16 protein-coding genes and 4 pseudogenes are annotated in these 20,103 nt (G+C 60.6%); 12 read left to right on the top strand and 8 right to left on the bottom strand.

Going from position 1 to position 20,103, the window contains the following annotated elements:
- The first annotated feature begins 1 nt into the window (after position 1).
- The 10 genes and pseudogenes from AC56QX_RS37805 (at position 2) to AC56QX_RS37760 (ending at position 12,094) form a co-directional block, all read left to right on the top strand.
- Positions 2-151 carry a cbb3-type cytochrome c oxidase subunit 3 gene (locus AC56QX_RS37805; RefSeq protein WP_497118848.1) on the top strand — a complete coding sequence of 50 codons (150 nt, stop codon included), beginning with the start codon at positions 2-4 and terminating at the stop codon, positions 149-151.
- Between the two features lie 2 nt (positions 152-153).
- Positions 154-1,017: a cytochrome-c oxidase, cbb3-type subunit III gene (ccoP, locus tag AC56QX_RS37800; protein WP_497118847.1), complete on the top strand. Its 864-nt coding sequence runs from the start codon at positions 154-156 to the stop codon at positions 1,015-1,017.
- A gap of 204 nt (positions 1,018-1,221) precedes the next feature.
- Positions 1,222-2,784, top strand: a complete 1,563-nt coding sequence (gene ccoG / locus AC56QX_RS37795; RefSeq protein ID WP_497118845.1) for a cytochrome c oxidase accessory protein CcoG — start codon at positions 1,222-1,224, stop codon at positions 2,782-2,784.
- A complete protein-coding gene (locus AC56QX_RS37790; RefSeq protein WP_497118844.1) occupies positions 2,781-3,278 on the top strand; it encodes a FixH family protein in 498 nt (165 codons plus the stop codon). Before ccoG ends, AC56QX_RS37790 begins: the two co-directional genes overlap by 4 nt.
- Positions 3,275-5,560 (top strand): heavy metal translocating P-type ATPase, encoded by a 2,286-nt coding sequence (locus AC56QX_RS37785; protein WP_497118843.1) that lies wholly within the window; start codon positions 3,275-3,277, stop codon positions 5,558-5,560. The genes AC56QX_RS37790 and AC56QX_RS37785 overlap by 4 nt, the downstream gene beginning before the upstream one ends.
- On the top strand, positions 5,557-5,712 hold the full coding sequence (ccoS, locus tag AC56QX_RS37780; protein WP_095496053.1) for a cbb3-type cytochrome oxidase assembly protein CcoS: 156 nt from the start codon (positions 5,557-5,559) through the stop codon (positions 5,710-5,712). Before AC56QX_RS37785 ends, ccoS begins: the two co-directional genes overlap by 4 nt.
- A 297-nt stretch (positions 5,713-6,009) precedes the next feature.
- Positions 6,010-6,483 (top strand): substrate-binding domain-containing protein, encoded by a 474-nt coding sequence (locus tag AC56QX_RS37775; protein ID WP_497118842.1) that lies wholly within the window; start codon positions 6,010-6,012, stop codon positions 6,481-6,483.
- Positions 6,480-8,379: pseudogene (locus AC56QX_RS37770) on the top strand (glycoside hydrolase family 127 protein). Before AC56QX_RS37775 ends, AC56QX_RS37770 begins: the two are co-directional and overlap by 4 nt.
- Before the next feature lie 388 nt (positions 8,380-8,767).
- Positions 8,768-9,949 (top strand): 5-demethoxyubiquinol-8 5-hydroxylase UbiM, encoded by a 1,182-nt coding sequence (ubiM, locus tag AC56QX_RS37765; protein ID WP_497118841.1) that lies wholly within the window; start codon positions 8,768-8,770, stop codon positions 9,947-9,949.
- A gap of 237 nt (positions 9,950-10,186) precedes the next feature.
- On the top strand, positions 10,187-12,094 hold the full coding sequence (locus tag AC56QX_RS37760) for a putative bifunctional diguanylate cyclase/phosphodiesterase (protein WP_497118840.1): 1,908 nt from the start codon (positions 10,187-10,189) through the stop codon (positions 12,092-12,094).
- Between the two features lie 359 nt (positions 12,095-12,453).
- Here the strand turns inward: AC56QX_RS37760 and AC56QX_RS37755 are convergent.
- The 3 genes and pseudogenes from AC56QX_RS37755 to groES form a co-directional block, all read right to left on the bottom strand.
- Positions 12,454-12,588, bottom strand: a pseudogene (locus AC56QX_RS37755) (sulfite exporter TauE/SafE family protein); the annotation flags it as partial.
- 157 nt (positions 12,589-12,745) lie between these two features.
- On the bottom strand, positions 12,746-14,398 hold the full coding sequence (gene groL, locus AC56QX_RS37750; RefSeq protein WP_497118791.1) for a chaperonin GroEL: 1,653 nt from the start codon (positions 14,396-14,398) through the stop codon (positions 12,746-12,748).
- Positions 14,399-14,461: 63 nt separating this feature from the next.
- Complete coding sequence (gene groES, locus AC56QX_RS37745; RefSeq protein ID WP_023802596.1) at positions 14,462-14,758, bottom strand: co-chaperone GroES; 297 nt, start codon at positions 14,756-14,758, stop codon at positions 14,462-14,464.
- Positions 14,759-15,482: 724 nt separating this feature from the next.
- On the opposite strand from groES, the gene AC56QX_RS37740 reads away from it, so the two are divergent.
- Complete coding sequence (locus AC56QX_RS37740; RefSeq protein ID WP_497118839.1) at positions 15,483-15,650, top strand: hypothetical protein; 168 nt, start codon at positions 15,483-15,485, stop codon at positions 15,648-15,650.
- A 277-nt stretch (positions 15,651-15,927) separates the two neighbouring features.
- Here the strand turns inward: AC56QX_RS37740 and AC56QX_RS37735 are convergent, their stop codons facing one another.
- Positions 15,928-16,119, bottom strand: coding sequence for a hypothetical protein (locus AC56QX_RS37735; protein ID WP_497118838.1), 192 nt, complete (start codon positions 16,117-16,119; stop codon positions 15,928-15,930).
- A 177-nt stretch (positions 16,120-16,296) separates the two neighbouring features.
- Positions 16,297-16,569 (bottom strand): annotated as a pseudogene (locus AC56QX_RS37730) (DDE-type integrase/transposase/recombinase); the annotation flags it as partial.
- A 2-nt stretch (positions 16,570-16,571) separates the two neighbouring features.
- Between AC56QX_RS37730 and AC56QX_RS37725 the strand changes: the two are divergent.
- Positions 16,572-16,829, top strand: a pseudogene (locus AC56QX_RS37725) (ISKra4-like element ISCot1 family transposase); the annotation flags it as partial.
- A gap of 347 nt (positions 16,830-17,176) precedes the next feature.
- Here the strand turns inward: AC56QX_RS37725 and AC56QX_RS37720 are convergent.
- From AC56QX_RS37720 to AC56QX_RS37710, 3 genes are all read right to left on the bottom strand, one after another.
- Entirely contained in the window at positions 17,177-17,785 is a 609-nt protein-coding gene (locus AC56QX_RS37720) for a CDP-alcohol phosphatidyltransferase family protein (RefSeq protein ID WP_497118837.1), read from the bottom strand.
- A 23-nt stretch (positions 17,786-17,808) separates the two neighbouring features.
- Complete coding sequence (locus AC56QX_RS37715; protein ID WP_497118836.1) at positions 17,809-18,204, bottom strand: glycosyltransferase family protein; 396 nt, start codon at positions 18,202-18,204, stop codon at positions 17,809-17,811.
- Positions 18,205-18,596: 392 nt separating this feature from the next.
- On the bottom strand, positions 18,597-19,817 hold the full coding sequence (locus tag AC56QX_RS37710) for an aminotransferase class I/II-fold pyridoxal phosphate-dependent enzyme (protein ID WP_497118876.1): 1,221 nt from the start codon (positions 19,815-19,817) through the stop codon (positions 18,597-18,599).
- Positions 19,818-20,103 lie beyond the last annotated feature (286 nt).

The raw sequence follows: 20,103 nt of genomic DNA, 5'->3' as shown, positions 1-20,103 counted from the left end.
CGTGGGCTACAATTTGATGCGGGAATTCGCCGACAGCTGGGGCCTGCTCGCCATGGCGCTGTTCTTTGTCGGATGCGTTGCCTTCGCGCTTCGCCCTGGCGGCCGCCGGCAAGCTGACGAAGCCGCTCGCATTCCTCTCAAGGACGATTGACCATGAGCAGCGAGCACATCGACGAGGTCTCGGGCATCTCAACGACCGGCCATGAGTGGGATGGCATCCGGGAGCTCAACAACCCACTTCCGCGCTGGTGGGTCACGACATTTTACATCACCATTGTCTGGGCGATCGGCTACACCATCGCCTATCCCGCATGGCCAATGCTTACTTCCGCGACCAGAGGTGTGCTCGGCTATTCGAGCCGCAACCACGTCAAGAATGAACTGGCGGCCGCCGAAGCCGCCAAGGCCAAATATGTCGCAGCGGTGGAATCGAAAACCGCCTCGGAGATTGCTGCCGACGACGCATTGCGCGAGTTCGCCGTCGCTGCCGGCGGTGCGGCATTCAGGGTCAATTGCGTGCAGTGCCATGGCTCCGGCGCGCAAGGCTCCAAAGGTTTTCCAAACCTCAACGACGACGATTGGCTGTGGGGCGGCAGCGCTGAGCAGATCCAGCAGACGATCACCCACGGCATCCGCTTCGCGTCAGACCCGGATACGCGCCTGTCGGAAATGCCGGCTTTTGGCGACATCATCACGGCGGACCAGATCGCACAGGTCAGCGCCTACGTTGCCAGCCTGTCCGGCCTGGTCCGGGACGCAAGTCTGATCGAGCCCGGCGCCAAGGTTTTCGCGGAAAATTGCGTCGCCTGTCATGGCGACACAGCAAAGGGCAACAGGGAACTCGGCGCGCCCGACCTGACCGACGCGATCTGGCTCTATGGACCGGGCGAGACGGCTATTGCTGCGCAGGTCCACGCGCCGAAGCACGGCGTCATGCCGGCCTGGATCGGGCGTCTCGGCGAGACCAAGGTCAAAGAACTCGCAGTCTATGTCCATTCGCTTGGCGGCGGAGAATAGGAACGGAAGCCTATTCTCGGCCCTCCCCGCCAAGCGACGGGGCCGGCTTGCGCCGGGCCTCGACACCATTCCGGCATCCGGCGAATGACTTGCATCAACGCGGTGCAATTCGCCATGCGGCAAAGCGTGCTCAACGTGGCCATCAGCCAGAACCGATCGGTCGGGCTTCCGCCGCGAAATCGTCGCCGGTGACTGGAGCTTCTCGTGCTTGAAAACACGCAAATTGAACGGCTCGAAGCCGAATCGGTCAACTCCGCCAAGGCCCGTCAGCCGCTTTATGCCCCGCACAAGAAGGTATTCCCGAAGCGCGCTTCAGGCAGCTTTCGCCGCTTCAAGTGGTTGGTGATGGCAATCACGCTGGGCATTTACTACTTGTCGCCCTGGCTGCGGTGGGATCGAGGGCCGTTCGCGCCTGATCAGGCCGTGCTGGTCGATCTTGCCAACCGCCGCTTCTACTTTTTCTTCATCGAAATCTGGCCGCAGGAATTCTACTACGTGGCTGGCCTGCTGGTCATGGCCGGCATTGGCCTTTTCCTGGTCACCTCCACAGTTGGTCGGGCCTGGTGCGGCTATACCTGCCCGCAGACCGTATGGGTCGACCTGTTTCTGGTCGTCGAGCGCGCGATCGAAGGAGATCGCAACGCGCGCATGAAACTCGACGCCGGACCCTGGACAGCGCGCAAGCTTGTGCTGCGCGTATCGAAACACGCCATATGGCTGGTCATAGGGACGGCGACCGGGGGGGCCTGGATCTACTATTTCGCCGACGCGCCAAAGCTGATCGGCGAAGTCTTCACCGGCACCGCCGCACCCGTCGGCTACATCACCATCGCCGTGCTGACGGCGACTACCTACACATTCGGTGGACTGATGCGCGAGCAGGTCTGCACCTATATGTGCCCGTGGCCGCGCATTCAGGCGGCCATGCTCGACGAGAATTCTCTCACGGTGACCTACAATGATTGGCGCGGCGAACCTCGTTCGCGTCACGCCAAGAAGGTTCAGGCCGCTGGGCAGCTGGTCGGAGACTGCGTCGATTGCAACACCTGTGTCGCGGTCTGCCCGATGGGGATCGACATTCGCGACGGCCAGCAGCTCGAATGCATCACTTGCGCGCTCTGTATCGACGCCTGCGACAGCGTCATGGCCAAGCTCGGCAAGGAGCGCGGGCTGATCTCCTATGCGACGCTGTCCGACTACAACGCCAACATGGCGGTGGCGACCGGGGGCGGCTCCAGCACGGTGAAGCCTTCGCTGGTGCGCACTGCCGACGGCGCTTTCGCCGACAGGTTGGCCCATTTCCACATTCGGAAGATCTTCAGGCCGCGCACGTCCGTCTACATAGGTGCGTGGTCGGCGGTCGGTCTCACCCTGTTCTATTCGCTTCTGACGCGCGACCGGCTCGAGGTCAACGTTCTGCACGACCGCAATCCGCAGTTCGTCGTGTTGTCCGACGGTTCGATCCGCAATGGCTACACCGTCAAGCTGCTCAACATGATCCCCGAGCCCAGGACGATCGTCGTCACCATGCAGGGCCTGCCGGAGGCCGAGATGAGCGTCGTCGGGATCGACGACCTGCCTGCGGATCGCTCCTTTGCCATTCCGGTCGAACCCGACCGGCTGAAGATGCTGAAGGTTTTCGTTCGCCAGCCGGCGGAACAGATCAAGGGCCAAGCGCAAACATTCAAATTCCGGGTCGAAGACAAGGCGAGCTTCGAGTCGGACGAATACACGGCCACTTTCAACGCACCGGAGATCGTCAGATGAGCGCCAATCCGCAGAAATCCCGCGAATTCACCGGCGGGCATATGTTGGTCACCATTCTCGCCTTTTTCGCTGTGGTCATCGGCGTCAATCTGACCATGGCGACACTCGCCAACACGAGTTGGACCGGCCTCGTCGTCGAAAACACCTATGTGGCCAGCCAGCAATTCAACAGGAGGGCCGAGGAAGGGCGCGCGCAGGCCGCGCTCGGCTGGACTGGCAAACTGACGATCGCGGCGGGCGAAGTCCGTTACAGCCTCAGCGACGCCGCCGGCAAGCTGGTCCCGTTGCACGGCGTCAGCGTCCTGTTCCGTCATCCTGCCTATGAGGCCGAGGACAAGTCCATCATTTTAACTCTCGCAACGGATCAGGAATTTGCTGCGTACCACACGCCCAAGGACGGCGTCTGGATCGTCGAAGTCGATGCCGACGCCGGTCTCGCGGAGCCCTATCGGGAAGTTCACCGTATCATCATTTCCCAAGGTGCGTTGCAATGAGCTGCTGTGCACCGGGCGCCGAAATGGCGCTGGATGTCGCTGGCGCCGCATCCGTTTTGCCGTCGAGCCAAGAAGTCAAACTGGCGAGCCGTTCGCTGGGCGGCGACCTGTATCAGACCGATCTTTCAGTACCGGCGGTTCATTGTGCAGCCTGCATCCGGGCGATCGAAACGGCGCTTGGAAAGCTGGACCGGGTCGAGGGCGCCCGCGTCAACCTGTCGACGAAACGGGTTTCGGTCCGGTGGCGCGGCGACGAGGTTCCGCCATTCGTCGCCACACTTGGACGGCTGGGCTATGACGCACGCCTGTTCGAACCCGAGGCTTACGGCAAGGACAAGACGCTGTCGGAGCTGATCCGCGCCGTCGCGGTTGCCGGCTTTGCGGCCGGCAACATCATGCTGCTTTCGGTGTCGGTCTGGTCGGGCGCCGAAGGCGCGACCCGCGATCTGTTCCACTGGGTCTCGGCACTAATCGCCATTCCCGCACTTGCCTTCGCCGGCGGCATCTTCTTCCGTTCGGGGTGGAATGCGCTACGCCACGGCCGCATGAACATGGATGTGCCCATCGCGGTCGGGGTGTCGCTCGCCTATGCCATGAGCCTTTACGAGACCATCAACCATGGCGACCACGCCTATTTCGACGCGTCGGTATCCTTGCTGTTCTTCCTGTTGATCGGCCGCACGCTCGACCACGTGATGCGAGAACGAGCCCGAACCGCCGTGAAAGGCCTGTCGCAGCTGGCGGCGCGTGGCGCCATGGTGCTGCACGGCGATGGCGCGCGCGACTATCTGCCGGTTGGCGAGATCGAACCTGGCATGCAGCTGCTGATCGCTGCCGGCGAAAGGATTCCCGTCGACGGCAAGATCATTCGGGGATCTTCGGATCTCGACTGTTCGCTGGTTTCCGGTGAGAGCACTCCCAGAACCGTGGCGTCAGGGGAGGCGGTACAGGCCGGCATTCTCAATCTCACCGGCCCGCTGACCGTCCAGGCGACAGCCGCCGCAAAAGATTCCTTCCTGGAAGAAATGGTTCGGCTGATGGAAGCCGCCGAGGGCGGTCGCGCGCATTATCGCCGGATTGCCGACCGCGTTTCAGCGCTTTATGCGCCAGTGGTTCACCTTGCCGCCTTCGTAACGTTCGCGGGCTGGATGGCGGCGACTGGCGACTGGCACAGGGCGATGACGATCGCCATCGCCGTCCTCATCATCACATGCCCGTGTGCGCTCGGCCTCGCCGTGCCGATCGTGCAGGTGGTCGCCGCGCGGCGCCTGTTCGAGAACGGCATCATGGTCAAGGACGGCTCGGCCATGGAGCGCCTGGCAACGATCGACACGGCTGTGTTCGACAAGACCGGAACACTTACGCTCGGTCAGCCCCGTCTCGTCAATGCGGCCTCGATCGATCCGGCCATGCTGGCAATGGCGGCAGACATGGCCGCGCACTCGCGTCACCCATTTTCAAAGGCCATAGCCGGCTTTGCCGCTTCCGGCGGGCAGGACAAATTCGATGCTGTCAGCGAGCATCCAGGATTCGGGATCGAAGCCACTGTCGCTGGGAGCATCTGGCGGCTGGGCCGACGCGGATGGGCTGGATGGAAGGCCCGGACCGGCGGCGAAGGAAAGCATGGCTATGGCGGAACGGTCCTGACGAAAGACGGGATCATTGTCGCGTCCTTCGTTTTCGAGGACGCACTGCGTGCCGACGCAAGGGCAGCCATCGTGCAGTTGAACGATGCCCGGGTGTCCATGGAGATGCTGTCGGGCGATACCGCAGGCGCCTGCGGTGAAGTTGCAAAAATGCTGGGTGTCGGCGACTTCGTTCCGTGCCTGCTGCCATCCGGCAAGGTCGAACGCATCGAGACCCTGGCGAGAGCTGGCCACAAGGTTCTAATGGTTGGCGACGGCCTGAACGACACGCCTGCGCTGGGGGCAGCACATGTCTCGATCGCGCCGGCCACCGCTGCCGATATTGGCCGCAACGCCGCGGACTTCGTGTTCCTGCGCGAAAGCCTTTTGGCCGTACCCCTTGCCCTGGACGTCTCACGGAAGGCCGGCCGGCTGATCCGTCAGAACATCGCCATCGCGATCGTCTACAACACCATTGCTGTGCCAATCGCCATTCTGGGGCACGTCACGCCGCTGATCGCGGCAATCGCGATGTCTGCTTCATCGCTACTTGTCATCGGAAATGCGTTGCGCCTGCAGGGTTTTGTGCTCGCCGAGGTGACGGGGGCTCCCTCGGCAACGCGTTCGGGCATTCGCGCATCGGTGCAGCCGTCATGACGACGCTCGTCTACCTCATACCAGCAGCTCTGTTCCTTGGCGCGCTGGGGCTGTCCGGCTTTCTGTGGGCCTTGAGGAGTGGTCAATATGAGGATCTTCACGGGGCTGCCGAGCGCATCCTCATCGACCGGGACGACAAGCCGGAACGCTGACCCAGATCGCTGTGCCGACGACTGAGCGGATGCCGGTCGTCAGCCGAGACGGCTTGTTCGGGTACAAAGTGCTGAGGCTCCACAGCTAGCTTAGCTAAGCCGCGCTTGACGTAGATTTGTGAAAAGCCCTGTCGCTCGAAGGACTGCGTCGCCCGGATTTGTCGTGTCTGGCTGATCCAGATCAAGGTTATCTCCTCATCGGCGTGGCTTCGTCGGCTAGCCTTTCAAGGGAGAACGCATGTCTAACGGACAGTTTAGTCGTCACCATCAGCGTTTTGGCGGTTTTTGGATCTTTTCATGATAGTGGTCGGTTCCTTCAATGGATCGCGCCGCCCAACACCTCGGCGACCGGTCTGGATCAAGACCGACACGAAGAACGGCCAAAGCCAAAAGTCAGCCGAGGCGTTGGGGCGCGACACGGCGGCCAGATTGTTCTCGGGACCGCAAACGCCGAACGCGATCTTCTGCGGCAACGATCAGATCGCCGGCGGCGCGTGCGACACGCTGCGCGAGATTGGCCTGGCAGCACCTGTCGACGTGGCCATCGTCGGATTTAACAACTGGGACTTGATGGTGCTTGCGACGCGGCCGCGGCTGGCCAGCCTCGATGAGAACCTGAACGCGCTCGGACGCGACGCTGGTGACAGCGTGCTGGAGATGATCGCCGAGCGCGTGCGTCAGGCGTCGGCCGTGTTCACTGGTCGTGCGGGCATCGTCGAAGCCGTGAGCACGCCAATGCACTTCATTGCAGGAACGGATGCGTTCCAATGAACGAGTTCGAGCCGGTTCAGTTCGTCGATGTCGCGCTGGAGGGGCAATTCTGGCGCGAGCGGCTTGAGACTGTGCTGACGCGGACCGTCCCCACCCAGCACGTCCAGCTTGGCAAGCACGGTATCCTGCAGTCCCTGACACTGCCGAACCCGCCGCCGCTGAGCTCCGCGCCCAATCAGCACAATTTCGTGCAGGTGTTCTGGGATTCCGACGCCGGCAAGTGGATCGAGGCGGCATCCTATGCGCTGTCACACAGGCCCGACGCCGACATCGAGGCCAGGATCGAAAAGATCGTCGACGATCTCGAAAATGCACAGGCTGCCGACGGTTATCTGAACTGCTGGCACCTGCAGCGCGAGCCGGACAAGCGCTGGACCAACCTGCGCGACTATCACGAACTCTACAATCTGGGACATCTGCTCGAGGGCGGCATCGCCTACTTCCTCGCGACGGGCCGGCGCCGGCTCCTTGACATCCTTGAGCGCTATGTCGACCATGTGCGCAAGACGTTCGGTCCGAACCCCGGCCAGAAGCACGGCTATTGCGGCCATCAGGAGATCGAGCTTGCCCTCGTTAAGCTCTATCGCTTGACGGGAGCGAGAAAGCATCTCGAACTCGCGGCCTATTTCATCAACGAGCGCGGCCGCCAGCCGCACTACTTCGATCAGGAAGCGGTCGCGCGCGGGGAGAACCCTAGTGAGTTCTGGGCGAAGAGGTATGAGTACAACCAATCGCACAGGCCAGTGCGCGAGCAGACCAAGGTGGTCGGCCATGCCGTTCGGGCGATGTACATGTTTTCCGCAATGGCCGACCTCGCGGCGGAACTGAACGACGACGGCCTCAAGAAAGCATGCGAGGTGCTCTGGGCCGATGTCATGACCTCGAAGATCTACATCACCTCCGGCTTGGGTTCGGCTGCCGCGAATGAAGGCTTTACTGAAGACCACGACCTGCCGAACGATACGGCCTATGCGGAGACCTGCGCCTCGGTAGCGCTGATCTTCTGGGCGCATCGGATGCTGCATCTCGATCTCGACGGCCGCTATGCCGACGTAATGGAACAGGCGTTGTTCAACGGCGCGCTGACCGGCCTGTCGCGCGATGGCGAGCACTATTTTTACTCCAATCCGCTGGACAGCGATGGGCGACACAGCCGATGGGCCTGGCACACATGCCCATGCTGCACGATGAATTCGTCGCGTCTCATCGCTTCGGTCGGAGGCTATTTCGTGTCGGCCAGCGAAGACGCAATCGCCTTCCATCTCTATGGCGGCATTTCGACGAACATCCGGCTTGCTACGGGAAATGTGTTCCTGCGGGAAACCAGCGCCTATCCATGGTTCGGCTCGATCAGGATCGAGGTCAGCCCTGACGCCCCGGCCGAGTTCGCCGTGAAGCTTCGCATTCCCGGATGGGCGCACGAAACCGAAGCCTCGGTCGAGGGACATCCCATCGACGTGGAGGCATGCACCAGCAACGGCTATCTTTCGATCTCGCGGCTATGGAATGCCGGAGACACGATCACCCTCGAGCTGCCGATGCCTCCCGAGCGCATCTATGCTCATCCCAAGGTCAGTCAGGACATCGGCCGGGTGGCGCTCAAGCGCGGACCGTTGGTCTATTGCGTCGAACACGTAGACAATCCCGGGGGGGCGAGTGCAGCAGCTTAAATTGCCGCGAGACGCCTGGATCGAAACGGAGGGGCGGGGCGACCTCTTCGATGGCGTGGTCACGCTCACCGCCCCCGCGAAGCGCGTCGTAGACCAAGGCTGGGGAGACAGCCTGTACAGGAATGCGCCGCCCGTCGTTTCCGACTGCAGGCTAATCGCCCTGCCATACTTTCTTTGGAACAATCGGGCGAAAGGCTCGATGCAAGTGTGGCTGCTGGAAAGCTGAATTCGGCGCTGTCGCCGCATGGATAGCCCTCTTATCAACTCAAGAATGCCGACAAGATGCAGCCAAGAAACGTCTCGGATAGCATTTTCCCTCATCTCGGGCGCGGCCCAGCGATCCGTGCCCTGGTTTTCGAGTGCCACGACCGGATTGAGACCGGCCCTGCCAACAGGGGGGCATGGCGCTGGCTGGGCGGACCCAAAGACTGGTGCGATCAGCTGCGTCCGTGTTTGATAGGACTGCATCCTTCGTTGCCGATTTATGCGGACGTTCATGCACAGTGGCTTGAGGCGACGCGGCGGGCACTGGAACCCCGCGCAATCCGTCCACAGTTTGCGGCTCAACTCCACCGGCATCTCACGCAGATAGCCGACGCGATGGCGGCACCCTGATGGCCGGCTCCGACGAGAGTTTCGACATCGTTATCGTCGGAGGCGGGCCGGTCGGTCTTTCCTTCGCCGCGTCGCTGGGGCAGAGCGATCTGAAGGTGGCAGTTGTTGAACAGCAGTCCTTGGAACGGCTGGCGAGTCCAGCTTTCGACGGTCGCGAGATCGCGCTGACCTACGCCTCGATTAGAATCCTTCGCGGGGTCGGCGCCTGGGATGCCATCCCCGCTTCGCACAAATCACCACTGCAAGGCGCGCGCGTGCTCAACGGATCGAGCCCTTTCGCGCTGTGTTTCGATCCTCCCAGGGGATCTGGGGAACCACTCGGGTTTCTGGTCCCAAATTGTCGCATCCGCGATGCCCTGTTCAAGATCATCCGGTTGCAGGATCATGCCCGGCTGATATGCGGCCACTCGGTCGTCGGTGCAACAAACAGCCACAAAGGAGCAGTCATAACGCTCTCCGATGGCAGGCAATTGACCGCTCGGCTTCTCGTTGCAGCGGACTCGCGTTTTTCCGCCACGCGCGACCTGCTCGGCATCGGCGCCGATATCAATCGGCTCGGCAAGGCCATGCTGATTTGCCGGGTAAGGCACGAGCGCGTCCATCAGCAGATCGCAGTCGAATGGTTCGATCACCATCAGACGATAGCGATGTTGCCGCTCATGGAAGGCGTGTCGTCGCTGCTACTCACTTTGCCGTTAAACGAGGCCGATAGACTGCTTGCTCTAGACGACGATTTGTTCCTGATGGAATTGACGAACCGATGTCGAGGGCGCCTCGGAGAAATGACCTTGGCAAGCACCCGCCATAGCTATCCGCTGGTCACGACGTGGGCGCATAAGTTCTGGGCACCGAGCGCCGCACTCATCGGCGACGCCGCCATTGGCATGCACCCGGTGACCGCGCATGGCTTTAACATCGCCCTCAGTGGCCAGAAGCAACTCGCCCATAGAATCCTGACAGCATGTCGCGACCGGCGCGACATTGCCGATCCCGACATGCTCCACAGATACGAAAGCTGCCTGCGCCGGTCGGCGGCACCGCTCTATCATGCTACGAACATCCTCGTCGGACTCTACTCAGGCGAGCACCCGGCGGCTCGGCTTGCAAGACACGCGGGGCTTCGCCTTGCGCAAAATCTTCCCTTTGTCCGCCATGGCATTTCGGCCATGCTTAGGCGATGAAATCACAGACAGTCTCGACTCCTGCCGTTAGCAATGCTGCGTCCATGTGTCGTTGCGAATGCTCGGAATGATGCGGATCACGCGCGGCGCGGGCAAGACCTCAATGATCAGCCGGCAATGTTAAGATGAGGCATACGAGCCGCCGCACCAGTTACCACGCTATTAGTTAACCCGTCCTTCAGTGGGCTTGCATAGGCTTGCGCTGCGAAGAAACCTGGGAAGCTAGCTAGCCCGTCCATGGACCTGAAGAAAGAAGACACGCTGGAGGCCAAAATCCGTCAGGATCAGCTTGCTGACCTGAGGGCTGGTCTCTTCGTGTCAATGCCGATCAGCACCGTCCTCTCAAGCCTTATTTTGACGGTGCAGGCCCTTTCTGGCGGTGGCTCTGGCGCCGCGATCTGGTTCCTGGTCATCAATGCGATAAATGTCGGCCGCCTTGCACTCGCCCGTTATCAGCTAAAGCAAACGGGACGCCAGGACGATCTGACAGGGATTTCGCCGCGGCTTCGCTGGTTTGGCATCCTTGCTCTTCTGGCAGGGTTTGCCTGGTCGTTCCTAGCCGTCCTTACGGTTGGATACACGACACCTCACGCAGCGCTGCATCTGATTATTCTGGCAGGCATCTCAGCTGGTGCTGTTACATACGGCAGTTCATATGCCGCGGCAGCGACCAACTTCATCACACCCCCGCTCCTCATCACAGCGGGGTGCTTGCTGGCGAAAGGCAACTTTGAAGGGTACGTTCTTTCTTTCGCCGTTCTGCTCTTCCTGGGCGGCCTGGTTCGAGCCGCGTTTGTTGGACAAGCGCGCTTCCGCGAAGCGAGCCGCCTAAGGCATGAGGCCGAGCGGCTTGCGGCCGAAATGGAGGCCAATTCCAGGCAGGACCACCTGACGGCCCTTCTCAACAGGCGTGGCCTCGAACACGCTATCGGTCGGTTCGAGACTGCAGACGGCCCCTTCGTTGCAATGCTGATTGATCTAGACGGGTTCAAATCCGTCAACGATACGTACGGTCACAGGACCGGTGATGATCTGCTTGTCAGGATCGCCCGCCGGATAGAGCAGGAAGTGCCGGAAGGTTCAACGCTCGCCCGAATCGGCGGCGATGAATTCGTGCTGTTTTTTCCCTCACTGGGGGATTCGCTTTCTGCCAGTGATCTCGCCTCCAATATCATAGCCAAAATTGCCCGACCCTATCCTGAGGTCGCGTCCGTCCGGGTCGGGGCATCGATAGGAATATACTTGGCGGAGAGCCCGGGACTGACAGAAATGTTGTTGCGGGCGGATATCGCCCTTTACACAGCCAAGCGTCGTGGCAGGAACGAGTTTTGCCTGTTCGATGCCGACCTCGACAGGGAACTGCAACGCCGCCAGTCCATCGAACGCGACCTTCATTCAGCGATAAAGACGAGAAGCTTGGCACCCTGGTTCCAGCCCATCGTGAAACTCGACACCGAGGCCGTGGTCGGTTTTGAAGCCTTGCTAAGGTGGTCCCATCCGATTCATGGTTCTATCTCTCCACCCGAAATCGTCACAGCCGCACGCCAAACCGGAATGCTTCAGCTGCTGACCCAAACGGTCTTCGCTGACTGTTGTGCACTTATCGACGGCATGGTGAAAGCTGACTGTCGTGATCTTCGTGTGGCGATGAATGTATCACCGCGCGAACTAGAAGCCGGCGATATCGACGACATGGTTCTGGATGGTCTGGCGGCAAAAGATCTCCCTGCAACGATGTTCGAAATCGAGATTACTGAAGAATCCCCGGTGGACCCGGACAGGGTGGATGAAAAGCTCGGACGGCTTTCACATGCCGGCATTTCCATCGCGCTCGATGACTTCGGCACCGGCTTTTCCACCTTGGCATCGCTCAAGGACAGCCGGATACGCAAGGTGAAAATAGACCAAGGCTTCATTCGCGGCTTGGCCAAGTCCCGAGAGGACCGGCTGCTTGTCAAAACGGTCATCGATCTTGGCAGGACGCTCGGGATCGACGTCATGTCCGAGGGCGTCGAAACAGAGGCGGATCGGCAAACTCTGCTCAAGCTTGGCTGCAGAACCGCTCAGGGCTTCCTGTTCTCCAAGGCGGTGCCTCTGAACCAGGCGATCGATTTGGCAGTAAAAGAGCACGCAAAGGAGTTGTGACCGGCACGCGTCGCGCAACACCAGGATCTGCCGGGTGAGGCTTTGATCTCAGCAAGGCTCATTCGCGAGAGCTCGATCAGCGTGTCGCCAAGCCGAGTTGCACTGGGTAAGCAGCGCCCGGCCGGCGACGCAAAGGTGAACTGCACCTGGCGTTCGTCGCGGAGCCGAGCTGGCAAGCCTGTTCCATCCGACCAGAGGTATCACCGCGCTCGATTCCAGCGCCAGCATGCACGCGATGATGCCGACCGACATGCCGTCCGCCGCCCCGAGCGCATTGAGCACGAGATATCGGGGAGAAGTGATCCCGTCTCGTCGAGCATGGGCTTGTAATTGTGGCTGATCGCCATGCTCGCAGATCAGGCGTGATAGCGTGGTGGCGGAACGCCGAACGAAAGCCGCACCGTCGACGAGACCGCGCCGTAGGCCATGCCGAGCGCGCCGTCCACCGCTTGGGCAAGAAAGCCGCCTATGGCGAACAGAATGAATTCAGTCATTGGTGTCCGCCATGAAAGTGCCGCCATATGATGCCCGTGATCGGGCCTGCCCCTCCGCATTCTAGAGGACGCCGGCCCCTGTGGGCAAAAAGGTTCGCCCAAAGAAAAAGGGCGGCACTGCTGCCGCCCTTTCCGTGAATGCGAGGCAATGGCTGGATTAGAAATCCATACCGCCCATGCCGCCCATGCCACCGCCGGGCATACCACCCGGCATGCCGCCGCCAGCCGACTCCTTCTTGGGAGCCTCCGCGATCATGGCTTCGGTGGTGACCAGCAGGCCGGCGACCGAGGCCGCGTCCTGGAGAGCGGTGCGCACAACCTTCATTGGGTCGACGATGCCCATGGCGATCATGTCGCCATATTCGCCGGTCTGGGCGTTGTAGCCGAAGGTTGCATCCTTGTTGTCGAGGATCTTGCCGGCAACGATCGAAGCTTCCGCACCGGCGTTGGCAGCGATCTGGCGGGCCGGAGCCTGCAGAGCACGACGCACGATGTTGATGCCGGCGGTCTGGTCGGAGTTAGCGCCGGTTGCCTTGATGCTCAGCGAAGCGCGCAGCAGGGCGACGCCGCCGCCGGGAACGATGCCTTCTTCGACGGCCGCACGGGTCGCGTTGAGGGCGTCATCGACGCGGTCCTTCTTTTCCTTGACTTCGATCTCGGTCGCACCGCCGACGCGGATCACGGCAACGCCGCCGGCCAGCTTCGCCAGACGTTCCTGCAGCTTCTCCTTGTCGTAGTCCGAGGTGGTCTCCTCGATCTGCTGCTTGATCTGGGCAACGCGGCCCTGGATCTCGGCCTTCTTGCCGGCGCCGTCGACGATGGTGGTGTTCTCCTTGGAGATCGACACCTTCTTGGCGCGGCCGAGCATGTTGAGGCCGACGTTCTCGAGCTTGATGCCGAGGTCTTCCGAGATGACCTGGCCACCGGTGAGGATGGCGATGTCTTCCAGCATGGCCTTGCGGCGATCACCGAAGCCCGGCGCCTTGACGGCGGCGATCTTCAGGCCGCCACGCAGCTTGTTGACGACGAGCGTGGCCAGAGCCTCGCCTTCGACGTCTTCCGAGATGATGACCAGCGGCTTCGAGGTCTGCACGACAGCCTCGAGGATCGGCAGCATGGCCTGCAGGTTGGAGAGCTTCTTCTCGTGGAGGAGAATGTAAGCGTCTTCCAGATCCGCAACCATCTTGTCGGCGTTGGTGACGAAGTAGGGCGAGAGATAGCCGCGGTCGAACTGCATGCCTTCGACGACTTCGAGTTCGGTCTCGGCGGTCTTGGCTTCCTCGACGGTGATGACGCCTTCATTGCCGACCTTCTGCATCGCTTCCGCGATCATCGAGCCGACCGAAGCGTCGCCATTGCCGGCGATCGTGCCGACCTGGGCAACTTCTTCCGAGGTCTTGATCTTCTTGGCGTTCTTGACGAGGTGAGCGACGACTTCGGTCACGGCCAGATCGATGCCGCGCTTCAGGTCCATCGGGTTCATGCCGGCGGCAACCGCCTTGTGGCCTTCCTGGACGATCGACTGCGCCAGAACGGTCGCGGTCGTGGTGCCGTCGCCGGCGATGTCGTTGGTCTTCGAAGCAACTTCGCGGACCATCTGCGCGCCCATGTTTTCGAACTTGTCTTCAAGCTCGATTTCCTTGGCGACGGTGACGCCGTCCTTGGTGATGCGCGGGGCGCCGAACGACTTGTCGATAACGACGTTACGGCCCTTGGGACCGAGCGTGACCTTCACCGCGTCGGCGAGGATGTTGATGCCGTGAAGCATGCGCTCGCGGGCATCACGGGAGAATTTTACGTCTTTGGCCATTTTTACTCCTGGGCATTTCGCCCGAATTCAGATTGGATGGTGCGGATGAAAGGCGGCGGCGTGTCAGCCGATGATGCCCATGATGTCGGATTCCTTCATGATCAGAAGGTCTTCGCCATTGAGCTTGACTTCGGTGCCCGACCACTTGCCGAACAGGATACGGTCGCCCGCCTTGACGTCCAGCGGGACCAGCTTGCCGGCTTCGTCGCGGGCGCCGGAACCAACGGCGATGATCTCGCCTTCCTGCGGCTTTTCCTTGGCGGTATCCGGGATGATGATCCCGCCGGCGGTCTTCGCTTCGGATTCGACCCGGCGAACGACCACGCGGTCATGAAGCGGGCGGAAATTCGACTTTGCCATTTTTGGAGTCCCTGGTTCGGATGTTGAACGGTGCTCCGTTGCCGGAGAGAGTGTTAGCACTCACCAGAGGCGAGTGCTAACATGGCGGTCAGATAGGCAGTCGGATGGCACTAGTCAAGACGGAAGAGGGGACGGATCGAAGAGCAAAAGATTTTGGAACCGGCGCGGAAGCGCGGCCCCCCTTTACGGAGGAGAAAACTCTTTCTGCATCTTTCTTGCCAGTCGCTCGTCCCCACCGGCTCAAACATCTCCGCCTGCGGCGCCTGCCTGGTGTGGCCGGCGGGGAAGGGCCAGAACGGCAGTTCGCCCAGTGTGCTTTTTCGGCGAAGAGCGCGCGGATAGGGCACCGGCAAGTTCCTCGGATGGCTCGTCGGTCAGAACATCGCGCCGCACATTCCGGTGTGGGACAAGAGCCAGCGTGATGACGTAACCTTCAGCCGCGCGGACTTCATCTTCGATGCGGTCCAGAACAAGTTCATCTTTCCCGCCGGCAAGGCAGTATCGTCGCAACTTCGCGGTCCCGCGCACACGCAGTGTCAGCGTTGGAAACCGGATCCCGGGCCAGCAAACGAGGCTGCCAGAGGTGTGAACTCAAGCGCCGGTGCTATCCAAAGACGCCGGTGCGCGATGTGCTGCGCTGCGTCCACGAGGAGGCACGCGAGACGCCCGTCAAAGCGGATACGCCCATGTTCGGACGGTCGCGCAACGAACGCAAAAAGTCGAGATGCTCTTCTTACACCTGAAGACCGCGCTCCGCTTCGAACGCAGGACATTACGCGGCCTGAGCGGAGCTTGTGACGAGTTCCTTATGGCCGCCATCACGCCTGCGACGCCTGGTGCGGCTGACCACGCCAACGGTGCCGGCACCAACATGATGGAGGCCAATCCGTAGAATTCTCGTCAATGAGCCAAGATACACGCGCCATTCAACCGACCGCCGTTACGCCTCCAGACAGGCAGACAGGGATCGCAATCGAGTTTTTTTACGGCATCGGTCAATTTCTCAGTTCGGGGAACATGACGTTGCGCCAGGATGGACATTCTGCTGAATTTCACCTGCCGGCGCTGTTTCGTGGACGCGCGCTTGGGACTCCCTGCCGGGGCGGGCTTCTTTGCGTTCTGGGAGGATTTGCTCACCATGGTTCAGAGTGGAGGCCATGGAGCTCGCCTCAGAGGCGGCGCCCAGTCGGAAACATTAGCACCTCCGCGTTTTGGCGTGGCAGCTTGAACTCTTCGGCGGCAACCGCCTCAATTAACAGGTCCAAGGCTTCGCGTCCCCTCTGGCTCATCGGGTCATCGCCACGAAGGTAGTGATACGCTCGATCTAAATGCACTCGGGCGGCGGAAAAATCGCTTGTCATATATGACCCTCTCAGTAGCCGCCCGCATTAGCCGTCTACGAGGTGAGGGTCGCGCAATCGTCAATATCCACAGACGGATTTGATTTAAATCGGGGATAATCGGGGGGAGTAGCCGGACACCGGCTGACGCTGTCACGTTGTCTGCGTATGAACGCGCTGAAGCGGTGTGCGCTGCTGTCAGCAGAGCGCAGTCACGGCCTTCCACTCCGCCATTGCGTTCAGACGGTGAAGATGGATCTGAAACGCGGAATGTCTTGAGCTAGGTGGAACGAAGAGGTAGCGCAGGGCGGAGAAGATCGAGACGAAGCGCTGAAGGGTTTCCGCTGATCGGAAGCCCTGCATCGTTCGCTCCCGTTTTCGCAACGGCACATGGGAATTCTCAGCGGGGTTGTTCAATCCTTTGCGCGACCAGTGCTCGACTTCCGGCATCACCTGCCGCCTTGCCGCCCCATTACGGAGAGCGCTACCGAGCCCGGCTTCGGGTCGCCAGCAGCCTCGCCGAGTCGGCAGTGAATTTACTGGTCGGCAAGCGGATGGTCAGGAAACAGCAGATGCGCTGGTCGCTTCACGGCGCTCACATGCTCATGCAGGTCTGGACGGCAGATCTGAACGGTGAGCTTCGCGGTCGATTGCGGGCACCGTTCCGACAGCCAGAACCGAACGTGCCTCCCCTGTTCAACCCCAAACCGCCACTCCTACGCGCCGCCTGACCCAGCGAAATTACCAGTCTCTCTGGGTTGTTCCCCGCGACACAGGCCGCAGTGGCGAGTGCTCGCCGCGGTCCCAACTGTGACCAGCCCCCCATTCCGCGCCGGTCAATTCACCAAGCCTTTTTCCGATAGCCTCGGATAATGCATCAAGGTCGACGAATGCCAGCACAGCGGCATTCATCGCCGAGATTACCGCTGGAGCTGGATTGCTTGCCCCGTAATTCGTACGCACGCCCGCACAGTTGATGAGTGGCTCTACTCCAAGAGATCGGTAGATGTTCCCTGCCGTGTGGTCGGCGTGGAAGCCGAAGGTCGATGCATAGCCCGATGGTGAGGGTGCGACCGCATTACGATACTCCCCGCTGAAGCAGGACCGCCGAAGCGCAGATCGCGAAGACCGTGATCGCCAGATACATCGCCCGGTTGGGTGAAGGCACACGAATTGAAGCAACGTGGGCAATGCTAAGAAGGACGAAAACGACATTCATGACGGGAACGAATATTTCCAGAGCCATGAAAGGCTGAACTAGGACGAGTGCCGCCAGCAAGGGAATGTCATAAGACAGCGGTACCCCTGCAAAGCAGCCGTCCTCGGATTTTCCGAAGTTTGCGAAGTAGCTTAACCGGATCGCACCAGCCAGAATAAGTGCAGACGCGATAAATAGAGAGAGCAGCGAGACCTCGTTCAACTGCAGGATCAGCACGGCAGGAAGGATCGCGCCATAAATTATATCGCCGAACCCGTCGAGACTCTTACCCATTTTCGCCACATCCGGATGGCGATTCAATGTGCGTCTGGCCACCACCCCATCCAAATGATCCGCAAGAACGGCCCACAAAGCGACCGCGACCGCTATCTCAATCTGGCCATTGAGCGCGAGGTACAAGGAGACCGATGAGCACAGCAAACTGACTGTGGTTATCGCATTGGCAGGGTCGACGAGGTAGCGAAGCATAATCGGTCTCCAGGCTCGAACGGCTAGCAAATTTCGCGGGCGGTGATGAACATCGCCTCTGCGATGCGCAGGTCGGCCTTGGTGTCGATCTCATACCACCTGACTTCATCGCGTCTGGCGGCGGCGATCTGGAGGCCCTTGCGCTCGATAAGCTGCGACAGCAGCTCTTCGGTATAGGAGGCTACGCCTTCGCAGCCGATGAGACCGTCGAGATACGGAACGATGGTCTGTCGCAGGTCTTCGCCGGAGAAACGGATGAGATTCATCATCTTGAAGAGCGGTTGCGACGCGTCGTTGAGATCTGCCGCGGTCTGCTTCATCCGGACCACGGCAATGTAGCCATTGTCATTAAGAACGACCCCAGAACCTTCCATCGATCGTTCAAATGGAGCATCCGCGGCGACATTCCCCGCACGCACAGCGTCAGGTTGCGAAGGGCGTCGAGCTCAAAGAACAATCGCCTTCGAGCAGATAGGTATCGCTTGCCGACAAGGCGTGGCGAGCAGCTAAAGCGAGTATGCGCTGCGGGTCTTGTCGAAGACCGGAGACTCGACATAGTTGATGTCGATGTTCCCGAACCGACTGCCGCACGAATACTGGATGGCGTCCCTACGATAGCCGACGACGATGGTAACATCCTCGACGCCAACGGTCTCAAGGTTGTGCAGAGCGTTGTGAAGGATAGGTGTTCCATTTACCTCGACCAGCGTTTCGGCCAAAGGTCGGTGAGCGGTCGAAGGCGAGAGCCGAAGCCTGCAGCCAATATGAAGCTCTCGTCGGAGAATTCGTTGTCATAGCATTTCCCTTCTTCCTATTGACGCTGACGCGTCTCCCCGTAGTCCCAGGCGTTGAGGAATTTGACGAGCCGGCTAAGGCCCATCTCGAGCTTGTCCGGCGGAACGCCGTAAGAGAGGCGAATACCGAACGGGTCGCCGAACGCCGTGCCGGACACCGCCGCGACTCCGGCCCTAGCGATCAGTTCCCGAACCAGCTTGTCCGCGTCGCGGTCGCCAATCACCAGGTTCCAAGGTTCCGGAGCCAGAAGGCTTTTGAGGTCGAGATAGAAATAGAATCCACCCATGGCCGTCGGCGCTGGAATCCTCGAAAGATTCGAAAGTGCTCTCAGCCCCACCTGCCGGGAAGAGGTGAGCTGTGACCGAAGCTGGTGTTCATAGCTGCCGTCGGTGTTTTGGAGATGGAAAAGCGCGGCGTGCTGGGCGATCACGTTCGGGTTCGATGTCGTATGCGACTGGAGCGCTTTCACGGCACTGATAACGTATTCCGGACCCGCAAGGTAACCGATCCTCCAACCCGTCAGAGCAAGCGACTTGCTGAAAGCGTTGACGATCAGCGTCCGGGATCGCACTTCCGGAAGCACCGAGACGATCGGATGATGGTGCACGTCGGCATGGACGAAATCTGCGTAGCATTCATCGAAAATGATCCAGAGGTCATGTTCTATCGCAAGCTGCCCGATCCCGCGCAGAATATTGGCGTTGTAAACGGTGCCGGTAGGATTATTTGGCGTATTGATCACAATCGCACGGCTGTGCGCGGTGAGCGCTGATTCAATGTCCTCGATGCGCAGCGCGTAGCCATTGGACCGAGTATCGACGTGAACAGGAGTACCGCCAGCGATCCGCACTTGGGCGGGAAATGTTGTCCAGTAGGGCGCCGGGATGATGACCTCGTCGCCCGGATTGAACAGCACCATGGCGGCGTTGAAGAGAGCCTGTTTGGCACCGGTCGTGACCGTGATCTCGTTGGCAGACCACGCCAGGCCGGTCTCAACTGCAACCTTTTTGGCCAACGCCTCACGTAATTCCACAATGCCAACTGTGTCGGTATACCGGTTTGCGCCCTTGCTGATGGCGTCGATTGCCCCGTCACGGATCGTTGGCGCGGGATCGGACCAGATTTCGCCGGCAGTTAGATCGACGATTTCAATGCCTGCATCGGCTGCTTCTGTCGCCGCCGCGCGGGTCGCTGCAGTTCCCGACCCTTTGAATAAAGCTGTCCTATGCGCGAGCATGTGCGCCTCCTGGCAATCGCGTTCCTCGTTCATCTCCGGATAGGTCGTGGGCACGATCATGATCGGCACATTTCCGCTCCAGGCGCGCACGAAGCTCTCGACTTCGTCCGGCGTCTTCTGTTTGGAGTGGACAAGGAGAAGTCACCGCTCTCATCTGCGAATGACCAAGCATATGCCGTGCCAAAGGAGAAATCATTTCGCAACAATACGATAGCTCGAACGCAGCTGCGTCGCATGTCCGACATAGTCGGATGCTGTGACCTAAGCCAGACCAACCGGAAGGCGA

This window comes from Mesorhizobium sp. RCAM 06353 (genome assembly GCF_059683585.1).
This window is presented reverse-complemented; position numbering and strand designations above follow the sequence as displayed.